General features: G+C 58.6%; 1 protein-coding gene. It reads left to right on the forward strand.

The annotated features are described in order from the left end of the window. On the forward strand, positions 1-214 hold a 214-nt coding region (locus tag G154_RS26940), incomplete at its 5' end, for a hypothetical protein (protein ID WP_237742461.1). Between the last annotated feature and the right edge of the window lie 37 nt (positions 215-251).

A 251-nucleotide genomic window follows, 5' to 3' on the forward strand; every position in this document is an offset into this window, starting at 1 on the left:
CGGGTCGTCATACACTGAAATCATCGATGTGAAACAGTGCTACCCGAATGCGGGGCCGGACAACACGATGGTGCTGGGGAACACTCAGGCACGCGGTCTGCGGGATCTCCTGCGCGGTATCAGGACGACCAATATCCAGCACCGCATCTGCGCAGCCTTCTTTCGGGCGGCTTCAAGCGCAAGACGGCCCTTTTCACGCCCGGGTTCTTTTTGATGCCGTTTTCCACGTACTGTCCGGAATACACGACCCC

This window comes from Mycobacterium sp. VKM Ac-1816D, from assembly GCF_000416385.1.
Classification (GTDB): domain Bacteria; phylum Actinomycetota; class Actinomycetes; order Mycobacteriales; family Mycobacteriaceae; genus Mycobacterium; species Mycobacterium neoaurum_A.